The sequence below is a fragment of the Roseomonas sp. TS2 genome (assembly GCF_058833935.1).
Genome location: NZ_JCACVY010000037.1, coordinates 16,392 through 28,768, shown reverse-complemented (window position 1 = coordinate 28,768; position 12,377 = coordinate 16,392). Strand labels below are relative to the sequence as shown.

The following is a 12,377-nucleotide window of genomic DNA, read 5'->3' as shown; positions in this document are numbered from 1 at the left end:
GGCACGGCCCGGCATGGTGCCGGCCGGCCGCCGCACGGATCAGGCGGAACACGGACGGATGGCGTCACAGCTCTGGTTTCTGGGCAGCCTGCTGGTGGCGCTGGGCATCGCCGCGCATGTGCTGGGCTGGGACACCCTGCTCTGGATCCCGGCCATGCTGCTGGAGACGGTGGAACAGAGCCCGGGCACGGCCGGCCTCATCGTCGCCGGCGGCATGCTGATGCTGGTGGCGCGGCTGATCGGCCGGCGGCGGCGGGACTGAGGCGCGCCTCAGCGCCGGCGGCGGCCGCGCGAGATACGCCAGAGGCCCAGCCCGTAGCGCGCCACCCCATAGCCGCCCAGCCCGAGACCGAGCAGGCTGGCACCCCAGATCAGGGCGGCGAGGATGTCCTGCCCCCCCATGCTCAGCCTTGGCGATCGTTCCTCATCGCCTGATCATGCGCCTTCCACAATGTGAATTCCAGCCTCAGCACATAAGCCAGGGACAGCAGCGCCGTGGCCAACAGCGCCGCCCCATAGGCGCTCCGCAGCGCCGGGCGCACGGCGCGCGCCAGCAGGGCGGGGTCCGACATCGCCACCAGCCCCAGCACCGCCGCATGGGCGCAGAGGAAGAACAGCAGCAGCGCCACCGCCCAGCGGTTGAAGGCCCCCGCGCACTGCCAGGCACGGTCCGGTGCGCAGGCGCGGAACACCAGGTCCGAGACCGGCCACAGCGCTAGCAGCAGCCCCAGCGCCGAGGCCTGCGGGCCGAAGCGCACGAGCATTTCGCCCAGCTCCAGCACCGGCAGGGGAGAGCGGTAATTGTCGCGGAAGATCACCGCCAGTGTGCCCAGCAGTCCAAAAGTCTGGGCCAGGGTCCAGCGCGCCAGATTTTCCATGCCCTCCTCCCGTCCTGCCTTGGTGTGCCATGCGGTCGGGAGCGGGGCAATGTTCTTCTTTTGTTCGAACGATCACGCACGCGGGAAAGGGGTGGCGGCGCACTCCGCCACAGCCCCGGCGTGCATCGCCACCGGCGGGAGGGGACGGAACGCCTGCCCCCGCGTTCCCTCTCCAGACGCTGCCAAGGCCCCTGCCATGCCACCTCGCACAGACGCCGACACCGATGCCACCCGCCGCCGCCTGGAGGCCGTCGCCCGCCTGCTGGACAGCCGCTGGCGCCTTCCCCTCACCAACATCCGCTTCGGCGCCGATCCGGTGCTGAACCTGGTGCCCGGCCTGGGCCTGCTGGCCTCCAAGGGGGTGTCGGTCTACCTGCTGTGGGAGGCGCGGCGGCTCGGCGTACCATTGCCCACGCTGCTGCGGATGCTGGGCCATCTCGGCCTCGACACGCTGATCAGCGCGGTGCCGGTGGTCGGCTGGGCGGGGGACGTGTTCTACCGCGCCAATCTGCGCAACATGCGGCTGCTGCGCGAGCACCTGGACCGCCCGCTCGACAGCCCCCCGCTGGACATGCCCTCGCCGGACAGGCCGCCACCGCGCCGCTTGCCGCCGGGCTGAGGCCCGGCCGTCAGCCGGCGGGGGTGCCCAGCAGGTGCAGCACCAGCTCCCGCCGGTGCGGCCGGGTGCGGTGCTCGCAGAGATAGACGGCCTGCCAGCGGCCCAGCACCGGCTTCCCCTCCAGCACGGGGATGGAAAGCTGCGTCTGGGTCAGCACGGCCCGCAGATGCGCGGGCATGTCGTCCGGCCCCTCCTCGTCATGCCGGTAGGCCATGGCATCGCCATCCGGCACCAGGCGGCCGAGGAAATCCTCCAGGTCCTGCAGCACCTCGGGCGAGGCATTTTCCTGCACCAGCAGCGAGGCGGAGGTATGGCGGCACCAGATTGTCAGCAGGCCGGTGCCGATGCCGCATTCCGCCACCCAGCCGCAGAGCGGCGCGGTGATGTCGCGCAGGCCGCGCCCGCGGGTGGCGACCTCCAGGCGGTGGCTGTGCTGCCGCATGGCGCGCGGCTCAGTGCGGCCGCTGGGCGCGCAGCTCGGCCAGCACGGCCCGCAGCTTCGCATGCGCGGCGGCCACATCCGGGCGCAGCAGGAAGCCGCCCATCTTCTGCCGGATCTCCGCCGCCTCGCCATCGCCCTCCTCCACCAGGCCGGTGGCGCGGGACAGGAAGCCCTGCATCGCCTCCGGCGAAGGGGTGGCGCCCTTCGCGCCGGCCTCGTCGATCGCCAGGATCAGGTCGCTCAGCCGGCGCAGCCAGAGGAAGGCGGGGTCGTGCATCACCGCCTGCAGCAGGGCATAGGGATTGCCGGCCGCGGGGGAGCCGGAGGCCTGGGCGTTCAGCAGGCTGCGGTGCAGCTCGGCGATGGCGGCCGCCAGCCGGCGATGCGGCAGTGCGGCGGGGGCGGTGCGAGGCTGGATCATGTCTTCCGCTATACCCGCCACGCGCCGGAAGGCGAGAGAGGGGATGCCGCGCAGGCATGAAAAAGGCCGGCATCGCAAGGATGCCGGCCCGGTGCGGAAGAGCCCGGCCCGGGCTCTCCCTGTCCGCGTCAGGCGACGACCGGATCGTAGGCGCCGGTCCGGCCCTCGGCGAGGCCGTACTGGATCCAGTGGGCCGCCAGGGCATCGGCCGAGGTCACGCCCGCCGAGGCCAGGTCCATGTTCGCAGCGGCGTAGCTGGCCTCGTTGAACTGGTCGACCACGCGCTCCTCGGCGTAGCCGTTCTGGATGTAGTGCAGCGCACCGGCATCGGCATAGGCCTCGGCGCCATTGCCGCCGCGGAAGGCCTCGATCAGGTCGGTGTGGCTGGCCACATACTGCAGCCCGTCGAAGCCGACGGTACGCTCCTCGGCGCGGCCATTCTGGATGTAGTGGGCCGCGCCCGCATCCTCGATCGCCATCGCGCCACCGGCGCCCTTGAAGGCATCGATCAGGTCGCCGTAGCTGGCGACGTAGTCGAGGCCGTCGAAGCTGATGGCCCGGCCCTCATTGAAGCCGTTCTGCACATAGTGCTCCGTGCCGAGCGCCTCATTCACGCCGAAGGCGCTGATCAGATCCTCGTGGCTGGCGATGTAGGAGAGACCCGCGAAGTCGGTCGGGCGGCCCTCGGCGCGGCCGGCGGCCAGATAGTGGCGCGCGCCGCCCTGGTCGGAATTGGCGCCGAAATCCTCGTTCGCCAATACATCCGGGTTGGCGGCCAGATAGGCATTGCCGTCAAAGCTGAGCTGGCGGCCCTCTACGGAGCCGAAATCGCGGAAGTGGTCCCACGCCGCGTCCGGGTTCACGCCCAGCGCGTCGGCCACGTCCAGATTCGACGCCAGATAGGTGTAGGCGAAGAATTCGTTGAAATCGTCGAGCTCATAGGTGCCGGGATTGTCGGCGAACTCCAGCCCCTCGACGTCCAGAAGGCTCTTCACTCCCTCAGGGCCGCGCAGGATGCCTTCATCCTCGTAGCGGTAGACCTCCCACTGGGCGATATCGCCGCCGACGCGGACGGTGTCCCGGCCATCGCCGCCCTCGATGCGGTCATTGCCGAGGCCCGGGTAGATCAGGTCATCGCCGCCACGGGCCTCGACACGGTCATTGCCCCCGAGCGCGACGATGATGTCGTTCTCGCGCGAATTGGGGGAAACGAGGTCGTCGTTGCCCTCAGTGCCCTGGATGATAGCCATTGGCGTTTCTCCTTCTTCGTCCGCGCAGGAAAACGGCCAGAAGCGGAGGCGGTTTCTTTTTCGGCCAGGCTGTTACGCAGTCGTCACACGGGCGCGGACCTCGGCATCCCGCTCGCGGGGCCAGGCGAAGAAGGTGAACACGTACCGCTCCGAGGCCGCGCCGAAGACCGAAGGGTCAGGGCTGGCGCGGTGCATGCGGGGCCGGTCCAGCGCCGCGATGGGGTGCCAAGCGCCATCCAGATGGAAGGCCGTGTGGTAATCCAGCCCGTCGAGGAAGGCCGGCACCGCCCAGGTCGCGCCTTCACGATGCCGTTCCTCCAGCTCCAGCGTCAGCAGGGGGCGGCAGCGGCGCAGCGTCTGCCGTGCGCCGCGCAGCACCTCGTACTCGGCGCCCTCGGCGTCGATCTTGAGCGCGGCCATCTCCGCCAGCACCAGGCTGTCCAGCGTGATGGCGGGCACCGCGACGCGCTGCGTGCCGATGCGCGCTCCATAGCCGGCGTAGGATTTCACGGTGGAGGCCCACTGCTCCTGCGGCACGCCGTCCAGCACCGGCAGCGCCAGCTCCAGCGTGCCGGGGGCGTCGGAGAGCGCCTCCCGCCGCAGCGTGACGTTGCCGAGCCCGGCGCAGGCGCGCGCGAGGCGCGCATGGGCCTGCGGCAGGGGCTCGAAGGCCAGCACCCGCGCGCCCGGCAGCCGCGCCAGCGGCAGGGTCAGCAGCCCGTCATGCGCACCGACATCGACGATCAGTCCCGGCCGGTGCAGCCGCGTGAGGAAGGTGAGCTCGTCCATCGGCGCAGAAGGCCATGGCGGCGGCCCGGCGGCCACCGCCCTCCCCTTCAGTTGACCACGGCGATCTGCTGCGGGTCGAACTCCAGCCAGACCGTCTCGCCCACCTCGTGCACCTGCAGGGGCGGCGCCATCACGCGCAGCTGCAGCCCGCTCTCCCGCGGGTGCACGACATAGTCCCAGGATTCGCCCAGATAGGTGCGCTGGGCCACGGTGGCGGGCAGCAGCGGGTAGCCGTCGCGCGCGGCGGGCTGGGTGCGGTGCAGCGCCATGCTCTGCGGCCGCACGGAGAGCAGGATGGGCCGCGCCGAATCCGGCGGCGCGCCGCCGAGCTGCGCCGCGCGCAGGGCGAAGCCGTCCAGCCCGATCTCGCCATTCGCCAGCCGCCCCTCCAGCAGGTTGGTGCGGCCGATGAAGGCGGCGACGAAGCGCGTGCGCGGCCGCGTATAGATCAGGTGCGGCGCGTCCACCTGCTCGATGCGCCCGGCATTCATCACCGCGATGCGGTCGGCCGTCGCCATCGCCTCCGACTGGTCGTGCGTGACATAGACGGTGGTGATGCGGAACTCGTCGTGCAGGCGGCGGATCTCGAAGCGCATCTCCTCGCGCAGGTTGGCGTCGAGATTGGAGAGCGGCTCGTCGAGCAGCAGCACGGAGGGCTGCACCACGATGGCGCGAGCCAGCGCCACGCGCTGCTGCTGCCCGCCGGAGAGCTCGGAGGGGTAGCGGTCCGCCAGGTGGCTCATCTTCACCACCTCCAGGATGCGGCCGATGCGCGACTTCACCTCGGCGGAGGGCAGCTTCTGCAGCTTCAGCCCGAAGCCGACATTCTCCGCCACCGTCATGTTCGGCCAGATGGCGTAGCTCTGGAAGATCATCGACATGCGGCGCCGCTCCGGCGGCAGCACGGCGCCGGGGGCGGAGAGCACCTCGCCATTCATGCTGATGCTGCCCTCGGTCGGCTCGATGAAGCCCGCGATCATGCGCAGCGTCGTCGTCTTGCCGCAGCCCGAGGGGCCGAGGAGGGAGACGAACTCCCCCTCCTCCAGCGTCAGGTCCACATCGTTCACCACCTTGAGCGGGCCATAGGCCTTGCCGAGGCCCTTGAGCGTCAGACGGGGCATGTCTCTCAGTTCCTCCGCAGCATGAAGTCGCGGCCGGCCAGCTTCATGCCGATGGCGACGAGAATGAGCGTGATGGCGAGCAGCAGCCCGCCGAAGGCCGCCAGCACCTCGAAATTGCCGGCCTCGCTGAGGTCGTAGAGCAGCACCGACATGGTGCGCGTGCGCGGCCCCACCAGGAACACCGCCGCCGACAGCTCGCGCGAGGCGACGATGAAGACGATCAGCCAGCCGCCGATGAGGCTGCGGCTGATCAGCGGCGCGGTGATGCGCCGGATGGTCAGCAGCCGCCCGCCGCCCAGGATGCGCGAGGCCTCCTCCATCTCCGGGTGCACGGCGCGCACCGCGGCGGAGGAGTTGGCGAAGGCGATGGGCAGGAAGCGCGCGGTGAAGGCCAGGATGATGATCAGCGCCGTGCCGTAGAGCGCCACCGGCGGCGCCGCGTAGGCGGCGTAGAAGCCGATCGCCATGACGATGCCGGGGATGACGAAGGGCGCCATGGCCAGGAAGCCCAGCGCCGAGCCGAAGGGCACCAGCCGCCGCGCCACGATGTAGGCCACCAGCACCGCGATGATCACCGCAGCCGTCGCCGAGGCGGCCGAGAACCACAGCGTATTCCAGATCGAGGTGAGCGCCATCTCGTGCCGGAACAGCAGGTAGGCGTAGTTGTCCAGCGTCAGGTTGGCGAACGAGAGGCCGCGCCCCCAGGCCTTGGCGAAGGAGGCCTGCAAGAGCACCACCAGCGGCATCAGCACCGAGAGCGCGCCGACGAAGACGCAGTAGCCGAGCACCGCCCAGCGCCAGCCGCCGAGGCGGATCGGCCGCCGCTCGCCGCCCTTGCCGGTCTGCGAGACGAAGCCCTTGCGCGCCAGCAGCAGCTTCTGCACCGCGATCATGCCGATGGTGATGAGCAGCAGCGGCATGGCGTAGGCCGCCGCCACCTCCACCCGCACCGGATACTCGAAGAACTGCCAGAGCTGCGTGGTGACGACGTTGATGCGCGCCGGGATGCCGATGATGGCCGGCGTGCCGAACAGCGCCACCGTCTCCAGGAACACCACGATGATGCCGCCCAGCACGGCGGGCCAGACCAGCGGCAGCGTCACCTTGCGCATCGCCGTCCAGGTGCCGGCGCCGAGGATGTTGGCGGCGTCCTCCATCTCCGAGGAGATCAGGTCGAGCGCCGACTTCACGAAGATGAAGATCAGCGGGAAGGAGTGCAGCGCGATGACGAGGGCGAGCCCGGCGAAGCTGTAGACGTTGACCAGCGGCGATTCTATGCCCGTCAGCCAGGTCCAGGCCTGGTTGAGGAAGCCGGAATTCGGCCCCGCCAGCAGGATCCAGCCCACCGCGCCGAGATAGGGCGGCATGATGAAGGCGCCCATCACCATCGCCCAGGTGAAGCCCTTGCCCGGCATGTCGGTGCGCGAGACCGCCCAGGCCATCGGCACCGCGAAGATCACCGAGAAGAAGGAGGAGAGCGCGCCCAGCATCAGCGAGTTGCCGAGCGCCTCCAGGTAGCGCACGCGGCCATAGGCGGTGGCGTAGTTGGAGAGGGTGAAGGCGCCGGTGCCCTGCTCCTCGAAGGAGACAACCAGCAGCTTGCCGATCGGCACCGCCACCAGGAACAGCAGCGTGGCCACCAGCAGGACCCAGAGCAGGTTGGAGGGCTCCAGGTAGCGCAGGCGCCTGAGCAACCCTGGCCGCCGCGCCTCCAGCGCGGCGGGCTTGGGCAGGATGGCGGCGGAATCCGTCATGCGGTCGCCTCTCCCTCGCGGTTGGTGTGCGTGTTCAGATGCCGAAGGTGTCGCGCCATTGTTCCTTCACCTCCGTCACCCCGGTCTCGATCTCCTGCGGCGTGGGCATGATGATCTTGATGGATTCGAGCGGCTTCGCGCCCTCGGGCGGCGGCACGTCGCCGCGCAGGGATTCCGAGAAGTACTTGCGGGTGACACGGAAGTATTCCGGGCCGGTGGCGAATTCCATGAACAGCTTCGCCGCGTTCGGGTGTGGCGCGTTCTTCTGGATGCAGCTCGGCGAGGGCACCACCACCGTGCCGTCGGTCGGGTAGATCAGCTCCTGCGGATTGCCGCGCGAGATCGACAGCAGCGCGGTGGCCGAGGGCACGGCGACGCCGATGCTGCGCTCGCCCGCGTTCAGCGCCGTCACGGGGTCGATGCTGGAGCGGCCGATCTGCGGCCGGTTCTTCTCCAGCTTGGTGAAGTACTCCCAGCCATACATCTTGCGCATCAGCACGGCCCAGGCGCCGATGGCACCGCTGAAGCCCGGGTGGCCCACCGCCATCTTGCCGCGCCACTTCGGGTCCAGCAGGTCCTGCCAGCTCTTCGGCGCCTCCGCCGCCGGCACCTGCCCGGTGTGGCGGGAGAGCAGGTGCACGCCGATGTAGAAGACATGGAAATGGCCCTCCGGGTCGCCGGCCTTGCGGGCGAACTCCAGCAGGCCGGCGGCGTTCTGCGGGGTGTAGGCCATCAGCCGCCCCTGCCGCTTGAGGAAGGTGGAGTGGCTGTAGTCGACCGAGCTGAACACGTCGCACTGCGCCACGCCCGCGCGGATGTCCTGCGAAAGCCGCTGGAACGCCACCTGCGAGGTGCTGCGCACCACGTTGACATGCACGCCCGGGTAGCGCTCGCCGAAGGCGCGGCCCACCGCCTCGGAGGTCTCGGCGCTCTGCTGGCCGGAATACCAGGTGACCTGGCCTTCCCGCTTCGCGGCCTCGTACAGCTCGCGCTCATGCGCCGGCAGGTCCTGGGCGGCGGCGCGCATCGCGGCGCCGCCGCTGCCGATGATGGCGGCACTGGCCAACAGGCCACGCCGGCTGATCCCTTGCATCGTCTCTCTCCCTCTCATTGCTTCTTGGCAGTCCGCCCCGGCGTCGTTGCACCGGGGGGGTCATCAGATCAGACGCCGAAGGTGTCGCGCCAGAGTTCCTTCACCTCCTGCCCGTCCCGTTCCAGCGCCTTGGGATCGGCGGTGATCAGCGGCACCTCGTCGAGCGGGCGGGAACCGGGGGGCGGCGGCACCTCGGGGCGCAGCGACTCGCTGAAGAAGGGCCGGGTCACGGCGTAGTAGGTCGGGCTGGTCATGAACTCCATGAACAGCCTGGCGGCGTTCGGGTGCGGCGCGTCCTTCAGCGCGCCGCTCGGTGCCGGCACCATCAGCGTGCCGTCCGTCGGATAGATCAGCGTGATCGGGTTGCCGCGCGAGATGGACAGCAGCGTGGTGGCGGAGGGGATGGCGGCGCCGATCTGCCGCTCCCCCGCGTTCAGCATCGTCACCGGGTCGGCGCTGGAGCGGCCGATCTGCGGCTGGTTCTTCTCCAGCGCCTTGAAGTAGTCCCAGCCGTACTTCTCGCGCATCGCCAGGCACCAGGAGGTGATGGCGCCGCTGTAGCCCGGATGGCCGACGGCGATCCGGCCGCGCCATTTCGGGTCGGTCAGCTCCTTCCAGCTCTTCGGCGCCTCGGCCTCCGAGACGTCCGTGCTGCGCCGCGCCATCAGGAACAGGCCGAGATAGGTGACCTGGAAGTGCCCGTCCGGGTCGCCCGCCTCCTTCGCGGCGCGGATCAGCCCCTCCGCATTGTGCGGCTTGTAGGGCATCAGCCGGCCCTGCCGCTTCAGGTAGGCGGCGTGGCTGTGGTCGGTGGAGCTGAACACGTCGCATTGCGCGACGCCGGCGCGCATGTCCTGCGCCAGCCGCTGGAACGCCACCTGCGAGGTGCTGCGCACCACGTTGACGGTGATGCCGGGGAAGCGCTCGGTGAAGCCGCGCCCGATCGCCTGCGAGGGCTCGGCCTGGTACTGGCCGGTGTACCAGGTGATCTGCCCTTCCCGCTTCGCCGCCTCGTAGAGCTCCTTCTCGTGCGGCCGCAGCTCCTGCGCCGCCGCGGGGGCGAGGCGCGCCATGGCGCCACCGGCGGCGAGCCCCAGCATCAGGCGCCTGTTCAGGATCATCATCGTCATTTCCTCCCTTGTCACGGCGGGGTGGCGGCTCTGCGTCCGCCTTGCGCGCCCCGCTCGGTGCCAGCCCGGCCCTTGGGCCGGGGGTCAACAGCTTCCCGGCCTTTGGGCCGGGGACGACAGCTTCCCGGCCCTTGGGCCGGGGACGACAGCTTCCTGGCCCTTGGGCCGGGGAAACAGTTCAGCGCCCGGTGAAGGCGGGCGGCCGCTTCTCCTGGAAGGCGCGGCGGCCCTCGGCGTAGTCGGCGCTGTCGAAGCAGGCGCGGTTCAGCTGCTCCACCAGCGCGGTGTCGCGCGCCATCGGGTCGCCGGCGATCTGGTCGATCGCCACCTTCGACGCCTCCACCGAGAGCGGCGCGTTGCGCGCGATCTGCAACGCCAGCTCGGTCACGGTGGCCTCCAGCGCCTCGGGCGGCACCACGCGGTTGACCAGCCCGCAGGCCAGCGCCTCCGCGGCGTCGAGCTGGCGGCCGGTGAACAGGATCTCCTTGGCCATGGCCGGCCCCGCCAGCGCCACCAGGCGCGAGAGGCTCTCATAGCCATAGGCGATGCCGAGCTTCGCGGCGGGAATGCCGAAGCGGCTGTCGGCCGAGGCGATGCGCAGATCGGCCATCAGCGCCGTGGCGTAGCCGCCGCCGATGCAGAAGCCCTGGATCATCGCGATCAGCGGCTTGCGCAGCCCTTCGAGCCTGCGGCGCGCCTCGCCGCTGCGGCGGCCATATTCCTGCTGCGCCGCCGCATCGGCGCGCACGCGGTCGAACTCGCTGATGTCGGCGCCGGAGGCGAAGGCCTTGCCGCCCGCGCCGTGCATCACCACCACGCGCACCGCGTCGTCGGCGGCGAAGTCATCGGCCGCGGCGGCGATCGCGTCCCACATGGCGAGCGAGATGGCGTTGCGCTTCTCCGGCTGGTTGATGGTCAGCCAGCCGATGCCGTCCTGCTTGCGGGTGAGGATCTTGTTGGCGGCGTCGGGGGAAAACTGGATGTTCATGGAATGCCGGGCCTTGCTGCAATGCCAGATGCGGTCACGCGCGTCGGGGGAAAGGCGCCGGGCCGGAGACCAGCGGGGCGGCGTATGGCACCGGCCGCCCTGGTGGCGATCCGCGCTTTCGGTTCGTTCCTCTCCTGGAGAGGAAGCTTGTCACCGCCCATGCAGGCTGTAAACAATAAACACCGCCCGAACATGCGGGAGAGGAAGCGCCCATGTCGCAGCGAGAGGCCACCGGCCCGGACGCGGTCCTGGCATCCACCGGCGAGGCCCAAGGCCAGGACAGCGGCGTCTCGGCGCTGCGGGCACGCATCGCGGCACGGCAGCCGCTGGGCCGCAGCGTGCAGGCGGCGCTGGAACGGTTGATCGAAAGCGGTGCGCTGCCCCCCGGGGCGCGGCTGAACGAGGTGGCGCTGGCGGCGCAGCTCGGCGTCAGCCGCGGCCCGGTGCGCGAGGCGGCGCGTGCGCTGGAGAAGGATGGCCTCGTCACCGTCATCCTCAACCGCGGCGCCTTCGTCCGCAGCCTCGGGATGGAGGAGGCGGCGCAGATCTACGAGCTGAACGCAGTGCTGTTCGGCCATGCCGCCGCGCTGCTGGCCGAGAGGCTGAAGGGCCGGCGCGACGGCCCGGAGGCCGGCGCGCTACGCGCGACGGTGGCGCGCATGGACCACGCCGTGGAACAGGGTGCGCTCGAGGCCTTCTTCACCGACAACGCGCTGTTCCACCAGCAGATCGTCGGCCTCTGCGGCAACCAGCCGCTGCAGGCCGTCTATCTGGAGCACACGCGCAAGCTGCTGCTGCTGCGCCGCCGCTCCTTCGACGCCGCCGGCAACATGCGGGTGGCCAATGCCGAACACCATCGCCTGCTGGCCAGCATCCTGGCCGGAAAGGCCGAGCCGGCGCGGCGCCACGCGGAGGCGCACACGCGCGCCGGCCGGGCCCGCTACCTGGCCGCCATCGCGCAGGGCAACGCGGCGGCGGAGACCACCGACACGCCCCATGAACAGCACAACGGGAAGGAAACGCCATGCTGCTGATTGACCGGATCGGCGTCGATATCGGCCGCCGCCTGCGGCTGGAGGACGCCATCGACTGGGCGGCCGAGAACCAGGTCCGCTACATCGACATCCAGCTCGACACCGGCGCCAACCGGGTGAACGAGTTCGACGACGCGCGCGCCGCCGCGATCCGCGAGCAGGCGGCGCGGCGCGGCGTGACGCTCGGCCTGCACACCCTCTCGGCGGTGAACGTGGCGGAATACTCGCCCTTCCTGTCGGAGGCGGTGGATGCCTACATGCGCGCCTATATCGACCTTGCGCCGAAGCTGGGCGCGGAATGGATCGTGGTGCATGCGGGCTACCACTTCACCGCCGACGTGAAGCCGCGCATGGAGGCGGGGCTCGAGCGCCTGAAGCGCATGGTGGGCCATGCCGAGGAGCGCGGCGCGCTGCTGCTGCTGGAGAACCTCAACAAGGAGCCCGAGGACGCCGAGGTGCACTACCTGGCGCACACCATCGAGGAGTGGCGCTACTACTACGACCGGATCAACTCGCCGGCCTTCGCGCTCTCCTTCACCGCCAATCACGCACATCTGATGCCGGACGGGGTGGAGGGCTTCGTCGACGCCATCCCGCTGGAGCGCGTGGCGGAGGTGCGGCTGGCCGACTGCTTCCGCAACGGGCATGAGCAGCACCTGCTGCCCGGCCAGGGCGATTTCGACTTCGGCGCGATGTTCGCGCTCCTGGAGCGGCGCGGCTTCAAGGGCCACTACATGAACGCCTTCGGCACGCTGGACGACATGCAGAAGGCCCGGCACGACATGGTGGCCATGGCACGGGAGGCCGGCGCCCCGGTCACCTGAGGCCTGGCCCATTCCCGAGCCTGCGCAGGAGCCA

The 12,377-nt window shown here is 70.4% G+C and carries 15 protein-coding genes; 4 read left to right on the top strand and 11 right to left on the bottom strand.

Annotated features, from left to right (window positions below; all coding sequences use genetic code 11):
* A partial coding sequence (locus ACZJYS_RS08845) for a hypothetical protein (protein WP_493177283.1) occupies positions 1 to 262 on the top strand: 262 nt, incomplete at its 5' end.
* Positions 263 to 270: 8 nt separating this feature from the next.
* On the opposite strand, the gene ACZJYS_RS08840 is transcribed toward ACZJYS_RS08845, so the two are convergent.
* Both ACZJYS_RS08840 and ACZJYS_RS08835 read right to left on the bottom strand, forming a co-directional pair.
* Complete coding sequence (locus tag ACZJYS_RS08840) at positions 271 to 402, bottom strand: hypothetical protein (protein WP_281262096.1); 132 nt, start codon at positions 400 to 402, stop codon at positions 271 to 273.
* A 2-nt stretch (positions 403 to 404) separates the two neighbouring features.
* The gene (locus ACZJYS_RS08835) at positions 405 to 878 is read right to left on the bottom strand and encodes a hypothetical protein (RefSeq protein ID WP_379633306.1); all 474 of its coding nucleotides are present in this window, start codon (positions 876 to 878) and stop codon (positions 405 to 407) included.
* A 196-nt stretch (positions 879 to 1,074) separates the two neighbouring features.
* Between ACZJYS_RS08835 and ACZJYS_RS08830 the strand changes: the two genes are divergently transcribed.
* Complete coding sequence (locus ACZJYS_RS08830; RefSeq protein ID WP_379633304.1) at positions 1,075 to 1,497, top strand: DUF4112 domain-containing protein; 423 nt, start codon at positions 1,075 to 1,077, stop codon at positions 1,495 to 1,497.
* Between the two features lie 10 nt (positions 1,498 to 1,507).
* On the opposite strand, the gene ACZJYS_RS08825 is transcribed toward ACZJYS_RS08830, so the two are convergent.
* From ACZJYS_RS08825 to ACZJYS_RS08785, 9 genes are all read right to left on the bottom strand, one after another.
* Complete coding sequence (locus ACZJYS_RS08825; RefSeq protein WP_109516175.1) at positions 1,508 to 1,939, bottom strand: secondary thiamine-phosphate synthase enzyme YjbQ; 432 nt, start codon at positions 1,937 to 1,939, stop codon at positions 1,508 to 1,510.
* A 10-nt stretch (positions 1,940 to 1,949) separates the two neighbouring features.
* A complete protein-coding gene (locus tag ACZJYS_RS08820; RefSeq protein WP_109516176.1) occupies positions 1,950 to 2,360 on the bottom strand; it encodes a hypothetical protein in 411 nt (136 codons plus the stop codon).
* 128 nt (positions 2,361 to 2,488) lie between these two features.
* The gene (locus ACZJYS_RS08815) at positions 2,489 to 3,610 is read right to left on the bottom strand and encodes a hypothetical protein (RefSeq protein WP_379649331.1); all 1,122 of its coding nucleotides are present in this window, start codon (positions 3,608 to 3,610) and stop codon (positions 2,489 to 2,491) included.
* A 72-nt stretch (positions 3,611 to 3,682) separates the two neighbouring features.
* The gene (locus ACZJYS_RS08810; RefSeq protein WP_493177280.1) at positions 3,683 to 4,399 is read right to left on the bottom strand and encodes an FkbM family methyltransferase; all 717 of its coding nucleotides are present in this window, start codon (positions 4,397 to 4,399) and stop codon (positions 3,683 to 3,685) included.
* A gap of 47 nt (positions 4,400 to 4,446) precedes the next feature.
* Entirely contained in the window at positions 4,447 to 5,520 is a 1,074-nt protein-coding gene (locus ACZJYS_RS08805) for an ABC transporter ATP-binding protein (protein ID WP_493177278.1), read from the bottom strand.
* Positions 5,521 to 5,525: 5 nt separating this feature from the next.
* Positions 5,526 to 7,274, bottom strand: a complete 1,749-nt coding sequence (locus ACZJYS_RS08800) for an ABC transporter permease (protein WP_493177276.1) — start codon at positions 7,272 to 7,274, stop codon at positions 5,526 to 5,528.
* A 34-nt stretch (positions 7,275 to 7,308) separates the two neighbouring features.
* A complete protein-coding gene (locus ACZJYS_RS08795) occupies positions 7,309 to 8,367 on the bottom strand; it encodes an ABC transporter substrate-binding protein (protein ID WP_493177274.1) in 1,059 nt (352 codons plus the stop codon).
* 68 nt (positions 8,368 to 8,435) lie between these two features.
* Positions 8,436 to 9,491, bottom strand: coding sequence for an ABC transporter substrate-binding protein (locus ACZJYS_RS08790; RefSeq protein ID WP_109516182.1), 1,056 nt, complete (start codon positions 9,489 to 9,491; stop codon positions 8,436 to 8,438).
* 184 nt (positions 9,492 to 9,675) lie between these two features.
* Complete coding sequence (locus ACZJYS_RS08785) at positions 9,676 to 10,485, bottom strand: enoyl-CoA hydratase (RefSeq protein ID WP_493177271.1); 810 nt, start codon at positions 10,483 to 10,485, stop codon at positions 9,676 to 9,678.
* Between the two features lie 212 nt (positions 10,486 to 10,697).
* On the opposite strand from ACZJYS_RS08785, the gene ACZJYS_RS08780 reads away from it, so the two are divergent.
* Entirely contained in the window at positions 10,698 to 11,519 is an 822-nt protein-coding gene (locus ACZJYS_RS08780; protein ID WP_493177269.1) for a GntR family transcriptional regulator, read from the top strand.
* Positions 11,510 to 12,343 carry a sugar phosphate isomerase/epimerase family protein gene (locus ACZJYS_RS08775; protein ID WP_109516184.1) on the top strand — a complete coding sequence of 278 codons (834 nt, stop codon included), beginning with the start codon at positions 11,510 to 11,512 and terminating at the stop codon, positions 12,341 to 12,343. Before ACZJYS_RS08780 ends, ACZJYS_RS08775 begins: the two co-directional genes overlap by 10 nt.
* Positions 12,344 to 12,377 lie beyond the last annotated feature (34 nt).

Bases quoted from the DNA above. Each gene is read 5' to 3' on its own strand.
- ACZJYS_RS08840 (WP_281262096.1), bottom strand. From the start codon at position 402: ATGGGGGGGCAGGACATCCTCGCCGCCCTGATCTGGGGTGCCAGCCTG.
- ACZJYS_RS08835 (WP_379633306.1), bottom strand. From the start codon at position 878: ATGGAAAATCTGGCGCGCTGGACCCTGGCCCAGACTTTTGGACTGCTG.
- ACZJYS_RS08830 (WP_379633304.1), top strand. From the start codon at position 1,075: ATGCCACCTCGCACAGACGCCGACACCGATGCCACCCGCCGCCGCCTG.
- ACZJYS_RS08825 (WP_109516175.1), bottom strand. From the start codon at position 1,939: ATGCGGCAGCACAGCCACCGCCTGGAGGTCGCCACCCGCGGGCGCGGC.
- ACZJYS_RS08820 (WP_109516176.1), bottom strand. From the start codon at position 2,360: ATGATCCAGCCTCGCACCGCCCCCGCCGCACTGCCGCATCGCCGGCTG.
- ACZJYS_RS08815 (WP_379649331.1), bottom strand. From the start codon at position 3,610: ATGGCTATCATCCAGGGCACTGAGGGCAACGACGACCTCGTTTCCCCC.
- ACZJYS_RS08810 (WP_493177280.1), bottom strand. From the start codon at position 4,399: ATGGACGAGCTCACCTTCCTCACGCGGCTGCACCGGCCGGGACTGATC.
- ACZJYS_RS08805 (WP_493177278.1), bottom strand. From the start codon at position 5,520: ATGCCCCGTCTGACGCTCAAGGGCCTCGGCAAGGCCTATGGCCCGCTC.
- ACZJYS_RS08800 (WP_493177276.1), bottom strand. From the start codon at position 7,274: ATGACGGATTCCGCCGCCATCCTGCCCAAGCCCGCCGCGCTGGAGGCG.
- ACZJYS_RS08795 (WP_493177274.1), bottom strand. From the start codon at position 8,367: ATGCAAGGGATCAGCCGGCGTGGCCTGTTGGCCAGTGCCGCCATCATC.
- ACZJYS_RS08790 (WP_109516182.1), bottom strand. From the start codon at position 9,491: ATGATGATCCTGAACAGGCGCCTGATGCTGGGGCTCGCCGCCGGTGGC.
- ACZJYS_RS08785 (WP_493177271.1), bottom strand. From the start codon at position 10,485: ATGAACATCCAGTTTTCCCCCGACGCCGCCAACAAGATCCTCACCCGC.
- ACZJYS_RS08780 (WP_493177269.1), top strand. From the start codon at position 10,698: ATGTCGCAGCGAGAGGCCACCGGCCCGGACGCGGTCCTGGCATCCACC.
- ACZJYS_RS08775 (WP_109516184.1), top strand. From the start codon at position 11,510: ATGCTGCTGATTGACCGGATCGGCGTCGATATCGGCCGCCGCCTGCGG.